Here is a 19,302-nt window from a genome sequence, read left to right as displayed (position 1 = left end):
GGGGGACGCCTTTGACGCAACCCTGACGCGACGGGACCGCCCCGCGGCCCTCCGTACCACACTCCGGACATCGGCATCCCCCCTCACCCGCTTCATCGGACGAGCCCCCCGGATCGGTTCACGCTTGGCGGTTGCGCTCGGTCAGCGGGCGTGTTCGTCATGGCCACGCCCAGCCGGTGGTGCAGCGCGTCGTAGCCGACATCGGTGCCGTGCAGGTCGTGGCCCTGGATCCGGCTGGTCTCGGCGAAGGTCCAGGTCGGCGTACCTGCTCGCCGTCGTCTTCCGCGCACGACGAAGGGCCGCGTCCCCGCCGGGACCCGGCCCTCGTCTCAGGTCGTACGGTCAGCGGACCTCGGTGATCTCCGGTCCGCGCTGGAGCTGGCCCATGCCGCCGGAGAAGCGGGAGCCCTCCTCCTGCTGGACGCCCTCGGGAACCATCTGCGCGTCGTTCGGCAGCTTGAGGACGATCGGGTCGCGGGGCGCCATCGGGCCCTCGCCGCGGACCACGACCGTGTCCCGGAAGATCTGCTCGAGCAGCCCGGCGGCCTGCGGCTGCACCGCGCCCTGGCCGGAGATCACCCCGCGCAGGAACCAGCGGGGACCGTCCACACCGACGAACCGCACGACGTGGAAGCCGCCCGTGCCGTCCGGCAGCTGTACCGGCACCTGGGCCCGCAGCTCCCAGCCGAGCGGGCCCTCGACCTCGTCGATGATGCCGCCCTGCTGGGTGATGCCGGAGCCGATCTCCTCGCGCACCTCGGCCCAGATGCCCTCACGCTTGGGCGCGGCGAAGGCCTGCAGCTGGATGGCGCTGTCGCGCAGCACGACGGTCGCCGCGACGATCGCGTCGCCCGCGACCTCGACGCGCAGCTCCATGCCGTCGACGCCCGGCACGAACAGACCGCCCAGGTCCACCCGGCCCTCGGCCGGGTCGCGGACCTCGGAGCTGTCCCAGGGTCCGTCGGGCCGCGGCTCGGGCTCGAGCCGGACGCGCTCACGCTCGCCCGTTACCTCTTCGTCCGCCTCAGTGTCGACACTGTCGACGACCTGCTCGGCCTCGCCGGCCGCGTCCTCGGCGGCACCCTTCTTCTTGCGACGTCCGAACACGTCACTGTCCTTCCCGGTCGGATACGACCGAAGCGTATCGATACCCACCCACACTGCCGCCCATGGCGGCCTGACCGCTTGCGTCGCCCACCGCGGCATGCCCGCCGGTGGACCCGAAGCCCCCCGCGGCCCGTGCCGATTCGGGAAGCTCCGCGACCTCCTGGAAGCGGACCCTCTCGACCTGCTGGACGACCAGTTGGGCAATCCGGTCGAAGCGCTCGAACCGCACGGACTCGCGCGGGTCGAGATTCACCACGATCACCTTGATCTCCCCACGGTACCCGGCATCAACCGTCCCTGGGGCATTCACGAGGGCGACGCCGCACCGGGCGGCCAGCCCCGACCGGGGGTGCACGAAGGCGGCGTACCCCTCGGGCAGCGCGACGGCCACCCCGGTGGGCAGTACGGCCCGCTCCCCCGGCCCCAGTTCACAGCTCTCGGTGGTCCGCAGATCCGCCCCCGCGTCCCCCGGGTGCTCGTACGCAGGGAGCGGTACGTCGGGGTGGACGCGCCGGATCAGGACGTCGAGGGGAGCGCGGCTCACGGGTTCACCTCGAAGGCGCGGGCCCGCCGGATCTGGTCGGGGTCGCTCATGGCCGCCTGGATCTCCTCCGTACGGCCGTGGTTGACGAAGTGCGCCACCTCGACCTCGATGAACAGCGCGTCGGCGCGGACGGCGACGGGCCCGCCGGGGCCGCCGATGCGTCCGGTGGCGGTCGAGTAGATCTTCCGCCCGGCCACCGCCGTCACCTCGGCCTCCAGGTGGAGCGTGGTGCCGACGGGCACCGGCCGTACGAAGTCGGTCTCCAGCCGTCCGGTCACCGCGATGGTCCGCAGCAGCCAGTTCAGCGAGCCCAGCGTCTCGTCGAGCGCGGTGGCCAGGACACCGCCGTGCGCGAGCCCCGGAGCCCCCTGGTGGGCGGGCTGCACGGTGAACTCGGCGGTGACGCTCACCCCTTCGCCGGCCCGCGCCTCCAGGTGCAGCCCGTGCGCCTGACCGTCACCGCACCCGAAACAGTGTTCGTAGTGGGCACCGAGAAGCTCGCCGGGAACGGGGGCGTCGGGGTGCCGGACGGGTTTCACGGCGTCGGCCGGAGGCTGAAGAGCTGCGGAAGTACCACTCACAGGCGCAGACCTTACCCGCGCGTCGGCCAATACCGGACACCATGCCAAGCTTGGCTGCATGCAGCTCTCCGCCACCCCCTACGAAGAACGCCTCACCGCCCCCCGCACCTGGTGGCTGATCTCGTTCCTCGTAGGCGTCTCCTTCGCCCTGATCCTGCTGCCCTTCGGCACCCTGCCGCTGCTCGGCGGCCTGGTCGGCGGCACCGCGGCCGCGGCGGTCGTCGCCAGCTCGTACGGCTCCGTGCGGATCCGCGTCGTGGGCGACTCGCTGATCGCCGGCGAGGCGAAGATCCCGGTCGCGGCCCTGGGCGAGGCGGAGATCCTGGACCCGGAGGAGGCACGCGCCTGGCGCACGTACAAGGCCGACACCCGCGCGTTCCTGCTGCTGCGCGCCTACATCCCCACCGCGCTGAAGGTGCAGGTCACCGACCCGGCCGATCCCACGCCGTATCTGTATCTGTCGACGCGGGAGCCGGAGCGGCTGGCGCAGGCGCTGCGGGCGGCGCGGGAGGCCGCGGCGTAGGCGGGGATCTCTCCGGCCGCGGCGTGGGCGGGGGTCTCTCCGGCCGCGCCGGGACCGCTCAGTCCCCGAGCCCCCTGGGTCTGCCGGGGAGCTCTCGCATGTCCAGCGGGTCGGCGGGCCTCTCCAGCGGCGGCAGGTCCTCCAGCGCGTCCCAGGGCACCTGGGCCCTGCGCAGGTCGGCGCGGATCTTCGCGGCCAGTTTCTTGGTGTCCCGCCGGTTCATGGCCGCGCCCACCACGGCGCCGATCAGGAACGGCACCAGCATCGGCAGGTCACGGACGATCCGCTTCATGATCTGCTGCCGCAGCTCACGCTTCATCTGCCCGCCGAGGGCGTTGTTGATGGAGGACGGCTTGAGCGGGTCGACGCGGCGTTCGCCCGACCAGGCGCGCAGATACGCCGTGCTGCGGTCCTTGAGGTTGCCGGGCGGCCGGAGGCCGTACACCTCGTGAAGTTCGGCGATCAGCTTCAGCTCGATCGCCGCGACCCCGGTGATCTCCGCGGCCAGTTCGGTCGGCATCGCGGGCGGCACGGGCAGCATCGCGGCGGCGCCGACGCCCGCGCCCACGGTGGACGTGGCGTTCGCCGCGCCCGTGACGAGCTTGTCGGCGATCTGCTCCGGCCCGAGGCCGGGGAACTGTCTGCGGAGGGTCCTGAGGTCCCTGACGGGGATCCTCGGGGCCATCTCGATGATCCGGTCCGCCAGGTAGGCGAGGCCAGCCCTGGCGCGGTCACCGCCCTTGCGGACGCCTTCCCGGGCCAGGCCCTTGGCCTTGTCCGCGACCGAGGCCGCCCGCCGCCTGGCGACGGGAGCGGGGCCTCGCCCAGGCGCCGGGAGGTCACCCCCGTCGCCTGTCGCCGCGAGCGAGGCCGATCCCGCAGGGAGCATTCCCTGACCGGATGAGCCTCGCTCGTCGTCACGCACGCCGTGCGGGCCGTCGGACGGCCCGTTGTCCGCTCCCGGCAGGCGGAAGCGGCGCTTCCGAGAAGGGGTCGAGCCAGTCACGGCCGACCCCGCCTCAGTCGCAGTCGCGGCAGATCGGCTGACCGTTCTTCTCCCGGGCCAGCTGGCTGCGGTGGTGCACCAGGAAGCAGCTCATGCAGGTGAACTCGTCCTGCTGCTTCGGCAGCACCCGGACGGCCAGCTCCTCATTGGAGAGGTCGGCTCCAGGGAGCTCCAGCCCCTCCGCGGCCTCGAACTCGTCGACGTCGACGGCCGAAGCGGACTTGTCGTTCCGCCGGGCCTTCAGCTCTTCAAGACTGTCGGAGTCGACATCGTCGTCGGTCTTGCGTGGGGTGTCGTAATCGGTTGCCATTTCGCCTCTCCCCCTCTGGGTGAATGCGGTGTCTCCAGCGCACGTAACGCGTGAGAGGCCGGACTTGTGCCCGCCTCGAGGCGGAGATTTTGCCTCACATCAAGGTCTGTTACTCAATCGACACCCAACCGGACTCCTCATGAGTGATCGGCTTGGATGGCGATCGGGACCGTACACGGTCCTGATGTCGCACTTCAAAGGCGTCTCACCGTGTACTTCCCGTGATCGCGACCCCCGAAAACCCGGATTTTCCGGGCTTTACGGCAGCCACCGTGATCACGGAGGGTAGATGGCCGGAAAATCGCCCTTGTGATCGATCACACACGGGGTAGCGGGTGCGGACTCCTGAGAATTCCGCGCAAAGCGAACATCCCCGCGTGTGTCGGCGACATGATCTCAGACGGGCAGCGTGACACGCATCATGAGCCCTCCTCCCTCGCGCGGCTGGGCCGTGATGTGCCCGCCGTGCGCCCGGGCCACGGACCGCACGATGGACAGCCCGAGCCCGACCCCCTTGTCGCTTCCCGTGCGCTCCGTGCGCAGCCGCCGGAACGGCTCGAAGAGGTTGTCGATCTCGTACGCCGGCACGACCGGCCCCGTGTTCGACACGACCAGGACCGCCTGCCCGTGCTGGACCTCGGTGGTCACCTCGACCCAGCCGTCCTCCGGGACGTTGTAGCGCACCGCGTTCTGCACCAGGTTCAGTGCGATGCGCTCCAGCAGGACGCCGTTGCCCTGGACCACCGCGGGCTTCTGCTCGCCGCGGATCGTCACACCCTTGGCCTCCGCCTCCGCGTGCACCTGGTCGATGGCCTGCTCGGCGACCTCCGCGAGGTCGACCGGCTTGCGCTCGACGATCTGGTTGTCGCTGCGGGCGAGCAGCAGCAGGCCCTCCACCAGCTGCTCGCTGCGCTCGTTGGTGGCCAGCAGGGTCTTGCCGAGCTGTTGCAGCTCCACGGGCGCGTTCGGATCGGACAGATGCACCTCGAGCAGCGTGCGGTTGATCGCCAGCGGCGTCCGCAGCTCGTGCGAGGCGTTGCCGACGAAGCGCTGCTGGGCGGTGAAGGCTCGCTGGAGCCGCTCCAGCATGTCGTCGAAGGTGTCGGCCAGCTCCTTGAACTCGTCGTCCGGGCCGTCCAGCTCGATCCGGCGGGACAGGTCCGAGCCGGCCACCGCGCGGGCCGTGCGGGTGATCCGGCCGAGCGGGGACAGGACGCGTCCGGCCATGGCGTAGCCGAAGGCGAAGGCGATCACCGCGAGGCCGAGCAGGGCCAGCAGGGAGCGGCTGAGCAGGTTGTCGAGGGCGACCTGACGCGAGTGGTCGATGCATTCGCTGATCGCCGAGTTGAACTGGGTGAGGGTCAGGCCGGTGGCGTTGTTGACCGCGGGGCAGTCCGCGCTGGCGACCTTGATCTCGTTGCTGGCGCTCACGATCTTGAACGGCGGCTGGTTGCCCGTGCTGATCGCCTGGGCGGCCAGCAGGTAGATGATCGACAGCAGCAGGATGCCGGCGATCAGGAACATCCCGCCGTACAGCAGCGTCAGGCGTATGCGGATGGTGGGGCGCAGCCACGGGAAGGGGGTCTGCGGCCTTCTGGGGTCCCAGGTGGGTTTCGGCGGCGCCTGGGGAGGCGCGGGTGCGGCGGCCACGGGGATCAGATCCGGTAGCCGGAGCCGGGGACGGTGACGATCACCGGGGGTTCGCCCAGCTTGCGGCGGAGCGTCATGACCGTCACGCGTACGACGTTGGTGAACGGGTCGGTGTTCTCGTCCCACGCCTTCTCCAGCAGCTGCTCCGCGGAGACGACGGCGCCCTCGCTGCGCATCAGCACCTCCAGGACGGCGAACTCCTTGGGTGCGAGCTGGACCTCCTTGCCGTCACGGAAGACCTCGCGGCGGTTCGGGTCGAGCTTGATGCCGGCGCGCTCCAGGACGGGCGGCAGCGGCACGCTGGTGCGCCGGCCGAGGGCCCGCACCCGGGCGATGAGCTCGCTGAAGGCGAAGGGCTTGGGGAGGTAGTCGTCGGCGCCGATCTCCAGGCCCTCGACGCGGTCGCTGACGTCGCCCGAGGCCGTGAGCATCAGCACGCGTGTGGGCATGCCGAGCTCGACGATCTTGCGGCAGACGTCGTCGCCGTGCACGAGGGGGAGGTCGCGGTCGAGGACGACCACGTCGTAGTCGTTGACTCCGATGCGTTCCAGGGCGGCCGCACCGTCGTACACGACGTCGACGGCCATGGCCTCCCGGCGCAGTCCGGTGGCCACCGCATCGGCGAGCAGCTGCTCGTCCTCGACGACGAGTACGCGCACGTCGCTTGTCCTTCCTGTGTCCACCCGCGTAGCGCTCGGCGAGCGCACGTGGGCAGGGGTGGTGGTGAGTGTGTGCTTCCATCCTGCCCTTTTCGGCCATAAGTCGGCGGTAAGACGGTGAGCGGGCGATGAAGGGCAGGTATGAACCCCGGGAATGCGAGATTTTCTCGTCCGGTTGAGGTTTCCGTGGAAGAGAGCGGGGGGAGGACGGCTTTACACCCCGCGATCACGCTCTGCATGTGCCACAACACCAGTGGTGCTCCGCGTTCCGCTTGCCGCAGAGCGGGCGTGGGTGTCCGGCACCGTCGCCGCCCGGCAGGGCAGCGCTGGGCACCTACTGGAGACGTGATCGCCCCTTCCCGAACCGGCACACCCCTGTGCCATCGACCCACGACCCAAGGACGAGGGGGCGCAGCATGGACGCATTCACCGCAGGACTTCTGCAGCGCATAAGGGCGACCGAGTCCGATCTGACGCGGGCTCGTGACGAGGGCGACGACTTCCTCGTCGAAGTGGAGCAGGCAGAGCTCGACGACCTGCGCCGCCTCGCCGCCGAACACGGTGTGGAGGTCGGCGCGTCGATCGTCTGAGCGTACGCGTTGACGGAGGGGCCCCGGCGAATCCAGCGCCGGGGCCCCTTCGCGTGCCGGGCGGGAGCGGCCTGCCGGCCGGCTCCGCCCCGCGGCGCTCAGTCGTGCCAGGCGCCGAAGTCCTCCAAGAGGCGCTGGAGGGGCTCGAAGACCGCCGGGGTGGCCGCGATCGCCAGATCGCGTGAGGGGAGCTCTCCGGGGCGTCCACCGGTCAGCGCGCCCGCCTCCCGGGCGATCAGGTCACCCGCGGCGAGGTCCCACGGGTGCAGGCCGCGCTCGTAGTAGCCGTCGAGGCGGCCGGCGGCCACGTCGGCCAGGTCGACGGCGGCCGAGCCGCTGCGCCGGATGTCCCGCAGGAGCGGGATGAGCCGCTGCGCGACGTCGGCCTGGTGCGTGCGGACCTCGGTGACGTAGTTGAAGCCGGTGGAGACCAGGGCCTGGTCGAGGGGGGCCGGGGCACGGCAGGTCAGCACGCGCTCTCCCTCCCAGGCTCCGGTCGCCCGCGCCCCGGCGCCGCGCACCGCGTGGTACGACTCCCCGCGCATCGGGATCTCGACGACCCCGACGACGGTCTCGCCGTCCTGCTCGGCGGCGATGGATACGGCCCACGTGGGCAGCCCGTACAGATAGTTGACCGTGCCGTCGAGGGGGTCGATCACCCAGCGGACGCCGGTGCTGCCGGGGCTGGCGGCGCCCTCCTCGCCGAGGAAGCCGTCGTCGGGGCGGTGCTCGGAGATCAGGCCGGTGATCAGCTTCTCGGCGGCGATGTCCATCTCGGTGACGACGTCGATCGGGCTCGACTTGGTGGCGGCCACCGCGAGGTCGGCCGGCCGGCCGTCCCGCAGCAGCTCGCCGGCCCGGCGGGCGGCCTCCTTGGCCAGCTCGAGCAGGTCCGAGTGCAGGGGGTCGGTCACGGGGCTCCTCACGCGTAGGGGCTGTCGGCGCCCGCGGCGGCCGGCCGGGGAGCGCGGGCCGGGCAGCACCCGACGGGGCAGAGGTCGTGGCTGGGGCCGAGGGCGCCCAGGGCGCACGGCGTGACCTGCCGGCCGCTCTCGGCGGCGGCGCGCTCCAGGACGAGGTCGCGGACGGCGGCGGCGAAACGCGGGTCGTCGCCGACGGTGGCCGAGCGGCGCACCGGCAGCCCCAGCTCGCCGGCCCTGGCCGTGGCCTCGGTGTCGAGGTCGTAGAGGACCTCCATGTGGTCGGATACGAAGCCGATGGGAGCCATCACCACGGCGGGGACGCCGGCCGCGTGGCGCTCCTCCAGGTGGTCGCAGATGTCGGGCTCCAGCCACGGGATGTGGGGGGCTCCGGAGCGGGACTGGTAGACGAGCTGCCACGGGTGGTCGACTCCGGTGCGCTCGCGGACGGCGTCGGCGATCAGGCGCGCCACGTCCAGGTGCTGCTTCACGTACGCCCCGCCGTCGCCGTGGCCCTCGGGCGGGCCGGAGGTGTCGGCCGAGGCCGTCGGGATCGAGTGGGTGGTGAAGGCGATGTGGGCGCCGTCGCGGACGTCTTCCGGGAGGTCGGCGAGGGAGGCGACCACGCCGTCGGTCATGGGCTCCAGGAAGCCGGGGTGGTTGAAGTAGTGCCGCAGCTTGTCGATCTTCGGCAGCGGCAGGCCCTCGGCCTCCAGGGCGGCCAGCGAGTCGGCGAGGTTCTCGCGGTACTGGCGGCAGCCCGAGTAGGAGGCGTAGGCGCTGGTGGCGAGGACGAGGACACGGCGGCGGCCGTCGGCGACCATCTCGCGCAGGGTGTCCGTGAGGTACGGGGCCCAGTTGCGGTTGCCCCAGTAGATCGGCAGGTCCAGGCCGTGTTCGGCGAAGTCCTTGCGCAGGGCGTCCAGGAGGGCGCGGTTCTGGTCGTTGATGGGGCTGACCCCGCCGAACAGGAAGTAGTGCTGCCCGACTTCCTTGAGGCGTTCCTTGGGGATGCCGCGCCCGCGGGTCACGTTCTCCAGGAACGGGACCACGTCGTCCGGGCCTTCCGGGCCGCCGAAGGAGAGCAGGAGCAGGGCGTCGTAGGGGGTGGCATCGAGCGCGTCTGGCATGAGTCGATCCTGCCACCCGCCTCCGACAGCCGGGAAACGGCGGGTGACCGGGTGAGTCGGCGGACCGGGGGCAGCTGGGCGGGGAGGTGCGCGAAGGGTGCGTTAGGGTGACCTAACTCGTAAGCTGTATGGGCTGTCTTCACGCCTTACCGAGTGTTACCGCACACCCACGAGCCGCCTTTTCCTCGCGCCGCGCCGAGCCGCCACGCGCGCGTGACCGGACCCTTCGGAGACACCCGTGCCGAGCCCCTACCGCGCCCTGTTCGCCGCTCCCGGCTCCAAGGGCTTCTCCGCCGCGGGGTTCCTCGGCCGGATGCCGTTGTCGATGATGGGCATCGGCGTGGTCACGATGGTCTCCCAGCTCACCGGGCGCTACGGACTCGCGGGCGCCCTGTCGGCGACCATCGCGCTGGCGGCGGCGCTCGTCGGGCCCCAGATATCGCGCCTGGTGGACCAGTACGGTCAGCGCCGGGTGCTGCGCCCCGCGACGCTGGTGGCGCTGGCCGCGGCGGCCGGACTGCTGCTGGCGGCGCACTTCAGGTGGCCCGACTGGGTGCTGTTCGTGTGCGCCGCGGGCATCGGCTCGGTGCCGAGTCTCGGCGCGATGATCAGGGCCCGCTGGGCGTCCCTGTACCGGGGCACGCCGCAGCTGCACACCGCGTACTCGTTCGAGTCCGTGGTCGACGAGGTGTGCTTCATCTTCGGGCCGATCATCTCCATCGGCCTGTCCACCGCCTGGTTCCCGGAGGCGGGCCCCCTGCTGGCGGCCTGCTTCCTCGCCGTCGGCGTCTTCTGGCTGACGGCGCAGCGGGCCACCGAGCCCGAGCCGCACCCGCGCGCGCAGCGGGGCGGAGGGACCGCGCTGCGCTCGCCCGGTCTGCAGGTCCTGGCGGTCACCTTCGTGGCTACGGGCACGATCTTCGGGGCCGTCGACGTGGTCACCGTCGCCTTCGCCGACGAACAGGGCCACAAGGGCGCCGCGAGCGTCGTCCTCGCGCTCTACGCGGCCGGTTCCTGCGTCGCCGGACTCGTCTTCGGTCTGCTGCGGCCGCGAGGGGCCCCGGAAAGGCGCTGGCTGCTGGGCGTGTTCATGATGGCCGTGAGTATGATCCCCCTCCTACTGGTCGGAAACTTGCCGTTTCTGGCCGTGGCGCTGTTCGCTGCGGGTCTGGCCATCGCTCCCACGATGATCACCACCATGTCCCTCATCGAAGAGCACGTACCACGCGCACAATTGACCGAGGGCATGACCTGGATCAGCACCGGGCTCGCGGTCGGGGTGGCGCTCGGCTCCTCGATCGCCGGCTGGGTCATCGACGCGGCCGGCGCACGGGCCGGGTACGGGGTCCCGGCGGTGTCCGGGGCCGTCGCGGTCGCGGTCGGTTTCCTCGGGTACCGCCGGCTCAGCAGGCCGGCTCCGGGTCGGGGAGGCACCGTTGAGCAGCACAGCGAGCGGGAAGAACGGCACGTGGCGTAACTGGGGCGGCAATGTGTCGGTCCGTGCCGCGCGGGAGGTCATGCCGGCCTCCGTCGACGAGCTGGCCGCCGCCGTGCGCCGGGCCGCCGAGGACGGGCTGAAGGTGAAGGCGGTCGGCAGCGGCCACTCCTTCACGGCGATCGCCGCCACGGACGGAGTGTTGATCCGCCCTCAGCTGTTGACCGGCATCCGCAAGATCGACCGGGACGCCATGACCGTCACGGTCGAGGCCGGCACTCCCCTCAAGAGACTCAACATCGCCCTGGCGCGCGAGGGTCTGTCGCTCACCAACATGGGCGACATCATGGTGCAGACGGTTTCCGGGGCGACCAGCACCGGCACCCACGGCACGGGCCGCGAGTCCGGCTCGATAGCCGCCCAGATCAAGGGCCTGGAGCTGGTCACCGCCGACGGCTCGGTGCTCACCTGCTCCGAGAAGGAGAACCCGGAGGTCTTCGCGGCCGCCCGGATCGGCCTCGGCGCCCTCGGCGTCGTCACGGCGATCACCTTCGCCGTGGAGCCGGTCTTCCTGCTCACCGCGCGCGAGGAGCCGATGCCGTTCGACAAGGTCCTCGCCGACTTCGACGAGCTCTGGGCCGAGAACGAGCACTTCGAGTTCTACTGGTTCCCGCACACCGGCAACACCAACACCAAGCGCAACAACCGCAGCGCGGGTCCCCGCAGGCCGGTGGGCCAGATGTCGGGCTGGATCGAGGACGAGTTCCTCTCCAACGGCGTCTTCCAGGTGGCGCAGTGGGTCGGCCGCGCGGTGCCCGCCACGATCCCGGCGATCGCCCGGATCTCCAGCAAGGCCCTGTCCTCGCGCACCTACACCGACCTTCCCTACAAGGTCTTCACGTCCCCGCGCCGGGTGCGCTTCATGGAGATGGAGTACGCCGTCCCGCGCGCGGCCGTCACCGAGACGCTGCGCGAACTGAAGGCGATGGTCGACCGCTCCGGCCTGAGGATCAGCTTCCCCGTCGAGGTGCGCACCGCGCCGGCCGACGACATCACGCTGTCCACCGCGTCCGGCCGCGACAGCGCGTACATCGCCGTCCACATGGTCAAGGGGTCCCCCTATCAGGCGTACTTCACCGCCGCCGAGCGCATCTTCACCGCGCACGAGGGCCGACCGCACTGGGGGAAGATCCACACGCGCGACGCGGAGTACTTCGCCCAGGTCTATCCGCGTTTCGGCGAGTTCACCGCGCTGCGGGACCGGCTGGACCCCGACCGCCGCTTCCAGAACGACTACCTGCGGAGGGTTCTCGGGGCGTAGCGGCGCTCCGGCCCCCGCGAGGCGCTCCGGAGCGGGAGCGGCTTTCGGCCCCGGAGCGGAAACGCACGAACCGGACCCGATGGTGGAGTTCGCGGAAAATAGCGTGAAATGCGCCACTTTCAAGATCACAGAAACCGCTTAACGGACGGCCAAGTCCCACCTCTTGCCAGAAGTTGGGCGGCGCGCCAATCCACGCACGTGGCCCAAATGGAGTACTGTTGCGAGCCCTGGGCCCGGCCTCCCTACAGGGTGTCCGGGGCCTTGCTGGACCGCCAGGAGGGGACTAGTTGCACAGGGTGACGGCGTTGGTCACTTAGCGTGGCGAATAGGTAACCGTGCCATAACGGCGATCCAGGGCCCGCGCCCGACACGCCGGGCAACTCGGCAAGGTTGTGGCAGGCTGCACCCGGGCAGGCCACACTCGACTAGCGGAAGCAGCGACGCACGTGACGTCGGCAGGCACCACCCGGGAGGTCCCCATGCCCGAACTGCGTGTCGTGGCCGTCTCGAATGACGGCACACGGCTGGTGCTGAAGGCTGCGGACAGCACGGAGTACACGCTTCCGATTGACGAGCGTCTGCGCGCCGCCGTACGCGGCGACCGTCCCCGCCTCGGCCAGATCGAGATCGAGGTGGAGAGCCATCTCCGCCCCCGCGACATCCAGGCGCGTATACGAGCCGGCGCGACCGCGGAAGAGGTCGCGCAGATGGCAGGCATCCCCGTCGACCGCGTTCGCCGGTTCGAGGGCCCCGTGCTGGCCGAGCGCGCCTTCATGGCCGAGCGGGCCCGCAAGACACCCGTCCGCCGGCCCGGTGAGAACGCCGCCGGGCCCCAGCTCGGCGAGGCCGTCCAGGAGCGGCTGCTGCTGCGCGGCGCCGAGAAGGACACCGTGCAGTGGGACTCCTGGCGCCGCGACGACGGCACCTGGGAGGTCATGCTCGTCTACCGGGTCGCGGGCGAACCGCACTCGGCGAGCTGGACGTACGACCCGCCCCGGCGGCTCGTCCAGGCCGTCGACGACGAGGCCCGTTCGCTGATCGGCGAGTCCGACGACCTCGCCGCGCCCGAGCCCAGCTTTCCGTTCGTCCCGCGCATCGCGCGACTGCCGCGCGACCGCACGATGGACCGTGCGCTGGAGCGGCCGAGCCCGCCCGCGCCGTCGCCCGAACCGGCCGAGGAGAACACCGGCGAGCGGGAGCGGGACTCGCTGACCAGCCTGCTGGAGGCGGTGCCGAGCTTCCGGGGCGACATGGTCGTCCCGGAGCGGCCTTCGGAGCCGTCGGAGGAGCCCGAGGAGCAGGAGCCCGCGGCCGAGGAGCCGCCGGCGCCCGCCGCCTCCGCCGGTTCCGCCTACGCGGACGTCCTCATGCCCCGGTCCGTCGGCAGCCACCGCGACCGGCTGATCGGTGCCACCGACCGCCAGGCCGAGGCGGACGGCGTCCGTCCGGGCCGCCGGGCCGCGGTGCCGAGCTGGGACGAGATCGTGTTCGGGACACGCCGCAAGAAGCAGGAGTAAGCAGCCCTCCGGCAACTCTGCCGGGGCACACTCCCGTTCACCGCCATCGGTTCGCACGAAGGTTCATACGTACGAAGGGGCCGCGCCTACTCGGCGCGGCCCGTTCGTATGCCCCTGTGCGAGCAAGGTCACTGCGGCTCGGGTCCCACGGCGACCGGCCGGGACGGGTCCGACGACCACTCCGACCAGGAACCCACGTACAGAGCGGCCGGAATGCCCGCCACCGCCAGCGCCAGCACCTCGTGGGCGCCGGAGACGCCCGAGCCGCAGTACACGCCCACCTCGGTGCCGTCGGACACTCCCAGCGCCTTGAAACGGTCGTGCAGTTCCTCCGCGGGAAGGAAACGGCCGTCCGGGCCCACGTTGTCGGTGGTGGGCGCGGACACCGCGCCGGGGATGTGTCCGCCGACCCGGTCGATCGGCTCGACCTCGCCCCGGTACCGCTCTCCCGCCCGCGCGTCGAACAGCACACCGGACCGGGCCAGTTCGGCGGCCCCGTCCGCGTCCAGGAGGCCCGTGGCGCCCGGCACCGGCTCGAAGTCGCCCTCCACGCGCGCGGGGACGTCGACCGACAGCTCACCCCGCCACTGCGGCAACCCGCCGTCCAGGACCCGCACGTCCGGGTGACCCGTCCAGCGCAGCAGCCACCACGCGCGGGCCGCCGCCCAGCCCTGTCCCCCGTCGTACACGACCACGGGCCGCCCGGCCGACACCCCGGCCCGGCGCATCGCCGCGCCGAACTCCGCGAGGCCGGGCAGCGGGTGCCGGCCGGCGGCGCCCGCCGCTCCCGCGAGTTCGCTGTCCAGGTCGACGTAGACCGCCCCGGGTACATGTCCGGCCTCGTAGGCGGCCCGGCCGTCGAAGGGCGGCTCCCCCGCCGCCTTCGCCACGGTGAGCTGCCAGCGGACGTCGAGAACGACGGGCGGGTTCTCCCCCGCCAGGTCGCCGGCGAGTTCGGTTGCGGTGATGATGGCGTTCATGGCCACCATCCTCCCGCACGGGGTGGCCCCCACGCTCAGGTCCGGCTACTCTGCTCGGCCGGACACGCTCGATCACGAGGCGTACGGGATCGAGCACATGCCGTACAGGCGATCGACATACGTCGACAACCGCGCGTAAACCGACGAGAAACCCCCCATCAGGCATCCTCCGAGGGCGGAAGCGACACGGTCACCGAGAGGGGCCGAGGAGAGAGGGACGATGACCGAGGCACGTGGGTCGGCCGGTCTGAACGGCACAGCGCACGCCCGGTACGCGCCCGGTACACCCTGTTGGGTGAGTCTGATGGTGCACGGATTGACGGCCACCCAGGAGTTCTACAGTGAGCTGTTCGGTTGGGAATTCCAACCCGGTCCGCACCAGCTCGGCCCCTACGTACGCGCCCTGCTCGACGGCCGCGAGGTGGCCGGCATCGGCCAACTGCCCCCGGACCGCCACCTCCCCGTCGCCTGGACGCCCTACCTCGCCTCCGACGACGTGGACGCGAGCGCGGAAACGGTGCGGCTGTGCGGCGGCACGATCGGGGTCGGCCCCCTGGACGCCGCCGACGCCGGTCGCCTCGCGATCGGCTCCGACCCCTCCGGCGCCGTCTTCGGCATCTGGCAGATGGCGGCCCAGCGGGGCACGGACCTCACCGGGGTGCCCGGTACGCCCGCCTGGAACGAACTGCTGACCTTCGAGACCGCGGGCGTCGTCAAGTTCTACGAGACGGTGTTCGGCTACACGCGGGAGGCGAAGGTGTCCGCCGACCTCGACTACGTGACCCTGAACATCGGCGGGCGGCCGGTCGCCGGCATCCACGGTATGGGCACCGCGCTGCCCCGGGACCGGGGGCCGCACTGGGTGACGTACTTCGAGGTGGCGGACGCGGACGCCGCGCTCGCCCTCGTCGTCGACCTGGGCGGGCACGTCCTCGGACCGGTCCACGACAGCGCGCACGGGCGCGTGGCCGACGTGGCCGATCCCGAGGGGGCCCGCTTCGCCCTGATCGAGCAGCCCCGCTGACTCACGCTCATGTGCCGAGGACGCCGTCCGCGGCCGACCGCTGCCTGAGGAACAGCGCGGTGCGGTCCGCGAGGACGTCGGGGTGCGCGTCCAGCCACCGCTGCTGGGCCGCGGCCAGCCTGGCGTAGGCGGTCTGCAGGTAGCCGGTGCCGGCCTTGCAGCGAAGGTCGGCCCGGACGGCCGGGTGGGTGCGGGCATCGGTCCCGGCCGGCAGTGCCCTGAGCAGATCCACGGGTGTCCGGGCGCCGAACCCCGCGTGCGCCATGCACCGCTGCCAGCGCGCGCCGACCGTCCGGAACGCCGTGTCCCGCTCCAGGCTCTGCAGCGACTCCCGCTCCCCCTCGCCGAGCCGCAGCCGCAACGTCAGCCATCGCCCGCGCCCGTCGCCCAGCAGCCGCTTCTCCGCCTCGGCCTGACAGCCCGTCGACGGCTGCGCCACGTCCACGAACCTGCCCTTCACCGACACCTTGTCGTCCGGGTCTCCGAAGAGCGCCCGGGTGAACGCCTTGCTCTCGGGCCGCTCGGGCGGCATCGACTCGGCCGCCTCGTCCCCCACGTCCCCCTGGGACTCCAGGGTTTCGACCCCGAACGGCTTCGGACGGGGGATGTCGGTCTCGCCGGCCTCGGCCACGGGCGCAGCACGATAGGTGAACCCCTTGCGCGCCATGCACGTGGTGATGAGCCGCTGCTTGGCGGTGGCGATGCGTTCCTTCTCCGGGCCCCAGCTGTAGACCAGTGCGTAGATCGGCGGTCTCGTGCCGAGCTCGTTCAGCTCCGCCGGCGAGAGGGCCGCCGCCTGCCCGGCGTCCGTCCTCGGGTCCCCGGCCCGGGCGCTGAAGGCCCATGCCGTCGCGCCCACGACCAGGACGAGCAGGAGCGCGGCGACACGGCGGCCACGGCTGCCTTGTGTGATCAGCAACATGAATTCCTCGGCGGGGATGCGGCGGGGACGCGGTGCGGAGCGCGCGGGTCCCGGCGGTCGCCCGTCGGGACCCGGCGCGTTCGCGGGTGGCGGCGGTGGGGATCAGTAGCAGTCGATCGACGTCGTGCCGCGCAGCCGCAGCGAGCTGGCCTTGTTGCGCAGGGAGGTGGGCAGCGGGGCGCCGTTCGCCCTGCTGTTCGTGTCGCCGTCGTCGTAGTGGGAGTTGGCGTAGTCGCCCGGGTTGACGCAGAAGAGGAAGCCGTTCGCGCTCCAGTCACTGCCGGTGTAGTTGTAGTAGTGGCTCTCGTAACCGCTGTTGCTGGAGTTGCTGGCGGACCACACCTGGTTGCTCACCGTCACGCCGTTGCTGAACGTGTCGTTGCCGAAGTCCGTGTCGGTGTCGAAGTACGAATGCTTGGCCGAGTTGATGTCCGTGAAGAAGACGCAGTGGTAGCCCGAGGCGCAGTTGGGACCCGCCGACGCCGGCGACGCCGCGACCACACCTCCGGCGGCCAGCATCGCGGCCAGCCCCGCGACGACCGCCGCCTTCCTGCGCAGACCTGACACCGTGGTTCGTACCGTCATGTCGTTTCTCTCTCCGTCGTCCGGCCCCGGGCGGACCCGGGGGGAAGGAGGGCGGCACACGGGCATCGCGCCGCCCCTCGCCGACCCACCGTGAACCCGTGCGGTGCAGCGGTGGCACAGGGCGAATGCCGTTCCGGTGCAGTCCCGGTGCAGTGGGCCCGGCGGACCGTGGTTCGTGGGCCCGGTGGCTCGGGTGGGACCGGCTGGACGCGACGGGGCTCTGGCGCCACGCGTGTAGCGCGCGGCATCGTTGGCCGCAGACCGAACGGCGGCGCGCGCACGCTCGGGCGCGTCGGGGGGATTCATGGGGGGACGCATGGAATTCCGTGTGCTGGGACCGGTGGAGGTGTGGGGAGCGGGACGGCGGCTCCCGTCCTTCGCGCGGAAACCGACCGCGCTGCTGGCCGCGGGGCTGGTCGACGCCGGCCGCGTGGTACCGGTGGACCGGCTGGTGGACGCCGTGTGGGGGGAGGATCCGCCGGCCACCGCCGCGAAACTCGTCCAGAGCTATGTGGCGGCCCTGCGCCGGGTGCTGCACCGGCCGGGCCGCGCGCCGGTGATCGTGACCCGGCCCAGCGGCTATCTGTTCCAGCCGGAGGCGGAGAAGCTGGATCTGTGGCTCTTCCAGAACCTGGTCGAGCGGAGCCGGCTGGAGCGGGAGCGGAGCCGGCACACGGCGGCCGCGGACACGCTGGAGCGGGCGCTCGGCCTGTGGCGCGGCCCTGCCCTGGGCGGCGCGAGGAGCCCGGCGCTGCGGGTGGAGGCCACCCGGCTGGAGGAGATGCGGACCGCCGCCGCCGAGCAGCTGATGGACGCCAGGCTCCAGGCCGGCGGCGGCGCGGAACTGGTCGGTGAGCTGACCCGGCTGGTGTCCGGCCATCCGCTGCGGGAGCGATTACGCGGGCTGCTGATGGTGGCCCTCTACCGTGCGGGGCGCCGGGCGGACGCCCTCGCCGTGTACCGGGACAGCAGCCGGCTGCTGCGCCAGGAACTGGGGGTGGAGCCCGGCCGCGAACTGACCGAGCTGCACGCGCAGTTGCTGGCCGCCGACGCGCTCGGCCCCGGCAGCCGCCTCCCCCGGCTCACCCCGGAACCGGCCGTGGTCACCGTCACCGGCGGGCTGCGGACGCCCCGGCAGCTGCCCGCCGCGGTGGGGTGTCTGACGGGCCGCCGGGCGGAGACGGAGCGTCTGGTCACGGCGCTCACGCGGACCGGCGGCGGCACCGAGGAGGTCCCCGGCCAGGTCTGTGTCGTACACGGGATGGGCGGTGTCGGGAAGACGGCCCTCGCCCTGCACGTCGCCCACCGGGTGGCGGCGTCCTTTCCCGACGGGCAGCTGTACGCCGACCTGCGCGGCGCCGACCCCGCCCGGTCGGCCCACCCGGGTGAGGTCGTCGCGGAGTTTCTGCGGGCCCTGGGCGTACGGGCGGAGCAGGTACCGGGCGGACTCTCCGAACGCACCGCGCTCTACCGCACCGTGCTCGCCCGCCGTCGGGTCCTGGTGGTCCTGGACGACGCCGCCGGGGACCGCCAGGTCCAGCCGCTCCTGCCCGGGTCCGGCGGCAGTGCCGCGCTGGTCACCGGCCGCCGGCACCTGACCGGTCTGGACGCCTCGGCACGGGTCGGGCTGGGAGCCCTCGGCCCGAGGTCCACGGTCGAGCTGCTGGGGAGCCTGGTGGGAGCCGACCGGGTGGCCGCGGAACCGTCCGCCGCGCTCGACATCGCGCGGCTGTGCGGTGGACTGCCGCTCGCGATCCGCGTGGCGGGTTCCCGGCTCGGCGCCCGCGGCCGGTGGCCCCTCGCCGGCCTGGCCGCACGGCTGCGGGACGAGCACCGCAGGCTGGACGAGCTGCGCACCGGCGACCTGGACGTGCGCACCTCGATCGCGCGCAGCTACCGGGGACTGTCCGCGCCGGAACGTCTGGCCTTCCGGCGCCTGGCCCTGCTGGGACCGGTCGACCTCGCGCCCTGGCTCGGCTCACCCCTGCTCGGGATCTCCCTCGCCGAGGCCGAACGACTGGTCGAGGCGCTGGTGGAGGCCCATCTGCTGGAGATGCCGGTTCCCGACGACACCGGCCGCATCCGCTACCGGTTCCACGAACTGGTACGCCTGTACGCCGAGGAACGGGCGTGCGCCGAGGACTCCGCGGCCGACCGCTGGGCCGCGATCGAACGTGCCGTGCGACTGTGGCTCACCCTCGTCCGCCACGCCGCGCACCAGGAGCCACCACCGGGGCGCGCCTCCTGGGCACCGGACGGCGACGAGCGCGAGTGGGGCAGACCGGCGGACCGGCAACGCCGCCTGCTCGACCGTCCCGGTCCCCCGCCGCCCCGGCACTCCGACGGCTTCCTGCCGAGCGGCGCGGCCCTGCGGTGAGGGGCGGCCATGCGGTGGGGTCGGTCCGCACGCGGTCGTCGGTGGATCCGCACGCGTGCGTGCCTCCAGCGAGGCCGACACACACGGCTCTCCAGCGAGCCGGCACGTACGCGGCCCGCCC

General features: G+C 72.2%; 20 protein-coding genes. 8 read left to right on the top strand and 12 right to left on the bottom strand.

The window, feature by feature from the left end:
- Nucleotides 1–342 precede the first annotated feature (342 nt).
- From ACFY2L_RS34590 to ACFY2L_RS34580, 3 genes are read right to left on the bottom strand one after another with little or no spacing between them, the layout of a single operon-like run.
- Nucleotides 343–1,107, bottom strand: coding sequence for a DUF3710 domain-containing protein (locus ACFY2L_RS34590; RefSeq protein ID WP_390661847.1), 765 nt, complete (start codon nucleotides 1,105–1,107; stop codon nucleotides 343–345).
- Nucleotide 1,108: 1 nt separating this feature from the next.
- Nucleotides 1,109–1,651 carry a dUTP diphosphatase gene (gene dut, locus ACFY2L_RS34585; RefSeq protein ID WP_390661848.1) on the bottom strand — a complete coding sequence of 181 codons (543 nt, stop codon included), beginning with the start codon at nucleotides 1,649–1,651 and terminating at the stop codon, nucleotides 1,109–1,111.
- Entirely contained in the window at nucleotides 1,648–2,232 is a 585-nt protein-coding gene (locus tag ACFY2L_RS34580; protein WP_390661849.1) for a PaaI family thioesterase, read from the bottom strand. The genes dut and ACFY2L_RS34580 overlap by 4 nt, the downstream gene beginning before the upstream one ends.
- A 58-nt stretch (nucleotides 2,233–2,290) precedes the next feature.
- Between ACFY2L_RS34580 and ACFY2L_RS34575 the strand changes: the two genes are divergently transcribed.
- Nucleotides 2,291–2,755, top strand: coding sequence for a DUF3093 domain-containing protein (locus ACFY2L_RS34575; RefSeq protein ID WP_390661850.1), 465 nt, complete (start codon nucleotides 2,291–2,293; stop codon nucleotides 2,753–2,755).
- A gap of 58 nt (nucleotides 2,756–2,813) precedes the next feature.
- Here the strand turns inward: ACFY2L_RS34575 and ACFY2L_RS34570 are convergent, their stop codons facing one another.
- From ACFY2L_RS34570 to ACFY2L_RS34555, 4 genes are all read right to left on the bottom strand, one after another.
- Nucleotides 2,814–3,761: a hypothetical protein gene (locus tag ACFY2L_RS34570; RefSeq protein ID WP_390661851.1), complete on the bottom strand. Its 948-nt coding sequence runs from the start codon at nucleotides 3,759–3,761 to the stop codon at nucleotides 2,814–2,816.
- Nucleotides 3,762–3,774: 13 nt separating this feature from the next.
- On the bottom strand, nucleotides 3,775–4,071 hold the full coding sequence (locus ACFY2L_RS34565; protein ID WP_003993510.1) for a DUF4193 domain-containing protein: 297 nt from the start codon (nucleotides 4,069–4,071) through the stop codon (nucleotides 3,775–3,777).
- 396 nt (nucleotides 4,072–4,467) lie between these two features.
- The gene (locus ACFY2L_RS34560) at nucleotides 4,468–5,721 is read right to left on the bottom strand and encodes a sensor histidine kinase (RefSeq protein WP_390661852.1); all 1,254 of its coding nucleotides are present in this window, start codon (nucleotides 5,719–5,721) and stop codon (nucleotides 4,468–4,470) included.
- Nucleotides 5,722–5,726: 5 nt separating this feature from the next.
- A complete protein-coding gene (locus ACFY2L_RS34555; RefSeq protein WP_003993508.1) occupies nucleotides 5,727–6,380 on the bottom strand; it encodes a response regulator transcription factor in 654 nt (217 codons plus the stop codon).
- A gap of 416 nt (nucleotides 6,381–6,796) precedes the next feature.
- Between ACFY2L_RS34555 and ACFY2L_RS34550 the strand changes: the two genes are divergently transcribed.
- Nucleotides 6,797–6,970, top strand: a complete 174-nt coding sequence (locus tag ACFY2L_RS34550) for a hypothetical protein (RefSeq protein ID WP_390661853.1) — start codon at nucleotides 6,797–6,799, stop codon at nucleotides 6,968–6,970.
- 98 nt (nucleotides 6,971–7,068) lie between these two features.
- On the opposite strand, the gene ACFY2L_RS34545 is transcribed toward ACFY2L_RS34550, so the two are convergent.
- Both ACFY2L_RS34545 and ACFY2L_RS34540 read right to left on the bottom strand, forming a co-directional pair.
- Entirely contained in the window at nucleotides 7,069–7,884 is an 816-nt protein-coding gene (locus ACFY2L_RS34545; RefSeq protein WP_390661854.1) for an inositol monophosphatase family protein, read from the bottom strand.
- Between the two features lie 8 nt (nucleotides 7,885–7,892).
- Entirely contained in the window at nucleotides 7,893–9,020 is a 1,128-nt protein-coding gene (locus ACFY2L_RS34540; RefSeq protein ID WP_390661855.1) for a ferrochelatase, read from the bottom strand.
- 238 nt (nucleotides 9,021–9,258) lie between these two features.
- Between ACFY2L_RS34540 and ACFY2L_RS34535 the strand changes: the two genes are divergently transcribed.
- The 3 genes from ACFY2L_RS34535 (at nucleotide 9,259) to sepH (ending at nucleotide 13,293) form a co-directional block, all read left to right on the top strand.
- The gene (locus ACFY2L_RS34535; RefSeq protein ID WP_390661857.1) at nucleotides 9,259–10,497 is read left to right on the top strand and encodes an MFS transporter; all 1,239 of its coding nucleotides are present in this window, start codon (nucleotides 9,259–9,261) and stop codon (nucleotides 10,495–10,497) included.
- Nucleotides 10,457–11,776 (top strand): D-arabinono-1,4-lactone oxidase, encoded by a 1,320-nt coding sequence (locus tag ACFY2L_RS34530; RefSeq protein ID WP_390661858.1) that lies wholly within the window; start codon nucleotides 10,457–10,459, stop codon nucleotides 11,774–11,776. The genes ACFY2L_RS34535 and ACFY2L_RS34530 overlap by 41 nt, the downstream gene beginning before the upstream one ends.
- Before the next feature lie 479 nt (nucleotides 11,777–12,255).
- Nucleotides 12,256–13,293 carry a septation protein SepH gene (gene sepH, locus ACFY2L_RS34525; RefSeq protein WP_390661859.1) on the top strand — a complete coding sequence of 346 codons (1,038 nt, stop codon included), beginning with the start codon at nucleotides 12,256–12,258 and terminating at the stop codon, nucleotides 13,291–13,293.
- A 128-nt stretch (nucleotides 13,294–13,421) separates the two neighbouring features.
- Here the strand turns inward: sepH and ACFY2L_RS34520 are convergent, their stop codons facing one another.
- The gene (locus ACFY2L_RS34520; RefSeq protein WP_390661860.1) at nucleotides 13,422–14,273 is read right to left on the bottom strand and encodes a sulfurtransferase; all 852 of its coding nucleotides are present in this window, start codon (nucleotides 14,271–14,273) and stop codon (nucleotides 13,422–13,424) included.
- On the opposite strand from ACFY2L_RS34520, the gene ACFY2L_RS34515 reads away from it, so the two are divergent.
- Nucleotides 14,272–14,412 carry a hypothetical protein gene (locus ACFY2L_RS34515; protein WP_390661861.1) on the top strand — a complete coding sequence of 47 codons (141 nt, stop codon included), beginning with the start codon at nucleotides 14,272–14,274 and terminating at the stop codon, nucleotides 14,410–14,412. The two genes, ACFY2L_RS34520 and ACFY2L_RS34515, sit on opposite strands and share 2 nt — an antisense overlap.
- 81 nt (nucleotides 14,413–14,493) lie before the next feature.
- A complete protein-coding gene (locus tag ACFY2L_RS34510) occupies nucleotides 14,494–15,297 on the top strand; it encodes a VOC family protein (protein ID WP_390661862.1) in 804 nt (267 codons plus the stop codon).
- Between the two features lie 7 nt (nucleotides 15,298–15,304).
- Here the strand turns inward: ACFY2L_RS34510 and ACFY2L_RS34505 are convergent, their stop codons facing one another.
- Together ACFY2L_RS34505 and ACFY2L_RS34500 are read right to left on the bottom strand one after the other, a co-directional pair.
- Nucleotides 15,305–16,219 (bottom strand): hypothetical protein, encoded by a 915-nt coding sequence (locus ACFY2L_RS34505; RefSeq protein ID WP_390824304.1) that lies wholly within the window; start codon nucleotides 16,217–16,219, stop codon nucleotides 15,305–15,307.
- A gap of 102 nt (nucleotides 16,220–16,321) precedes the next feature.
- Nucleotides 16,322–16,804 carry a hypothetical protein gene (locus ACFY2L_RS34500; protein ID WP_390661864.1) on the bottom strand — a complete coding sequence of 161 codons (483 nt, stop codon included), beginning with the start codon at nucleotides 16,802–16,804 and terminating at the stop codon, nucleotides 16,322–16,324.
- Nucleotides 16,805–17,120: 316 nt separating this feature from the next.
- Between ACFY2L_RS34500 and ACFY2L_RS34495 the strand changes: the two genes are divergently transcribed.
- Entirely contained in the window at nucleotides 17,121–19,181 is a 2,061-nt protein-coding gene (locus tag ACFY2L_RS34495) for a BTAD domain-containing putative transcriptional regulator (protein ID WP_390824303.1), read from the top strand.
- Nucleotides 19,182–19,302 lie beyond the last annotated feature (121 nt).

This window comes from Streptomyces sp. NPDC001381 (assembly GCF_042895685.1).
In the GTDB taxonomy this organism is placed as follows: Bacteria; Actinomycetota; Actinomycetes; order Streptomycetales; family Streptomycetaceae; genus Streptomyces.
Note: the sequence above shows the minus strand (reverse complement) of the source record. Positions and strands in the feature narration are given on the sequence as shown.

Excerpts from the sequence above, each read along its gene's own strand:
- ACFY2L_RS34520 (WP_390661860.1), bottom strand. The coding sequence starts at position 14,273 with ATGAACGCCATCATCACCGCAACCGAACTCGCCGGCGACCTGGCGGGG.
- ACFY2L_RS34510 (WP_390661862.1), top strand. The coding sequence starts at position 14,494 with ATGACCGAGGCACGTGGGTCGGCCGGTCTGAACGGCACAGCGCACGCC.
- ACFY2L_RS34540 (WP_390661855.1), bottom strand. The coding sequence starts at position 9,020 with ATGCCAGACGCGCTCGATGCCACCCCCTACGACGCCCTGCTCCTGCTC.
- ACFY2L_RS34575 (WP_390661850.1), top strand. The coding sequence starts at position 2,291 with ATGCAGCTCTCCGCCACCCCCTACGAAGAACGCCTCACCGCCCCCCGC.
- ACFY2L_RS34495 (WP_390824303.1), top strand. The coding sequence starts at position 17,121 with ATGGAATTCCGTGTGCTGGGACCGGTGGAGGTGTGGGGAGCGGGACGG.
- ACFY2L_RS34505 (WP_390824304.1), bottom strand. The coding sequence starts at position 16,219 with ATGTTGCTGATCACACAAGGCAGCCGTGGCCGCCGTGTCGCCGCGCTC.
- ACFY2L_RS34565 (WP_003993510.1), bottom strand. The coding sequence starts at position 4,071 with ATGGCAACCGATTACGACACCCCACGCAAGACCGACGACGATGTCGAC.
- sepH (WP_390661859.1), top strand. The coding sequence starts at position 12,256 with ATGCCCGAACTGCGTGTCGTGGCCGTCTCGAATGACGGCACACGGCTG.
- ACFY2L_RS34500 (WP_390661864.1), bottom strand. The coding sequence starts at position 16,804 with ATGACGGTACGAACCACGGTGTCAGGTCTGCGCAGGAAGGCGGCGGTC.
- ACFY2L_RS34515 (WP_390661861.1), top strand. The coding sequence starts at position 14,272 with ATGGCCACCATCCTCCCGCACGGGGTGGCCCCCACGCTCAGGTCCGGC.
- ACFY2L_RS34550 (WP_390661853.1), top strand. The coding sequence starts at position 6,797 with ATGGACGCATTCACCGCAGGACTTCTGCAGCGCATAAGGGCGACCGAG.